Source organism: Staphylococcus sp. GDB20D11A (assembly GCF_016893255.1).
Classification (GTDB): domain Bacteria; phylum Bacillota; class Bacilli; order Staphylococcales; family Staphylococcaceae; genus Staphylococcus; species Staphylococcus aureus.
Window position 1 is genome coordinate 1 of the sequence record NZ_JAFEPJ010000045.1, and the last position, 1,417, is coordinate 1,417.

The following is a 1,417-nucleotide window of genomic DNA, read 5'->3' on the forward strand; positions in this document are numbered from 1 at the left end:
AAACTCTGGTACATATTCAGCGTGAATGTATGCACATAAAGATTTGAATGGTGTTAACATCTGGGTTAATGTATGCTTGTTTTTACCCATACTTGTAAATTTACCTTTTTTTACGCCAGCTGATATAGCTAATCCTAATTTTCGATTATAAAATATTCTTTTACCCTTTGATCCGTAAGCCCATCCATATATAATCACTTCATCGATCCATTTTTTTAATAATGAAGGAGAGCTATACCAATATAATGGAAATTGAAAAATAATATTATCATGATTTTCAACTAATTCCTGTTCTCTTTTTACATTTATAATAAAATCAGGATACTCTTTATAAAGATCATGAATGGTAATTTCTTTTGGATAGGACGCTGCTTTTTCTACCCAAACTTTATTGATTCGAGAATTTGGCATATCTGGGTGAGAAACGATCACCAATGTTTTCATTGTTTCATCCTTAGCATACTCAACTTTCGCACCAATAAAAAAGTGTACGAAAGTTGAGTTACTTAAAAGTATTCTATTCTAAGAAAGTCAAATTTGCGTGATTCCTAAGCTATTTATTTACAGCTTAAACTATAGAAGATGAACTAAACAATAACTAATCTTTACATAACTAAGTTATTACCCACGCTTTTTTAAACCTAATCCAGCTATTAAGGCAATGAGTATTGCCCCTGTAGCTGCAAGGAACGCATCTGAGTAGGACATAGCTTCCAATATATATAATGGATTTATCGGCTCAGTAGCATCACGTCGAGCGGATAATAATGCTCCAATCATACCTGCTCCAGTTCCTGCTCCAAGGTACAAAGCACCTTGGAAAATCCCCATTCCGACACCAACCTTGTCTGCTTCGAGTGCACTTACTGCGGCGTTATTTGCGGGAGAATTCGTGAATGCAAAAGCAATCCCTACTCCGAGGACCCCCACGGAAACTAACAAAGGTGAAGCACCAGATGCATAGGTGGACAAGAATAAGGTAGACAGCCCCATCAGAGTCATCCCTGTAATTATCAGACGTTTATCCCCAAATCGATCAGAAAGACGGCCAACGAAGGGAGATAAGATTGCAACAGCCACACCACCTGGCAACAATATCATTCCCGCCTGTCCAGAAGAGAGTCCATTCACCTCAACGACTAGCAATGGGACGAACACAAGAACAGCGAAATAAGCAAACATCGAAAAAAATGCAATTATGACCGTATTGACATAATCCTTGTTATTGAACAGGACAGGTGGTACAAATGGATTTTCTGCGGTAACAATTCTCCAAATAAACCCTACCAAAGCTACAACAGAACCAATTAGGCTAGTTAACGATGAGAACGAAGAAAAACCAGAAGTTTCCCCTTGAGTGATACCAAAAAGGAGTAATCCTACTGTGAGGCCGAGCAATAAACCACCAATGAAATCA

2 protein-coding genes are annotated in these 1,417 nt (G+C 38.0%); both read right to left on the reverse strand.

From position 1 onward, the window contains the following. A partial coding sequence (locus JV528_RS14540) for an NAD(P)H-dependent oxidoreductase (protein WP_162779005.1) occupies positions 1–444 on the reverse strand: 444 nt, incomplete at its 3' end. A gap of 177 nt (positions 445–621) precedes the next feature. Further along, a partial coding sequence (locus JV528_RS14545) for an MFS transporter (RefSeq protein WP_204181882.1) occupies positions 622–1,417 on the reverse strand: 796 nt, incomplete at its 5' end.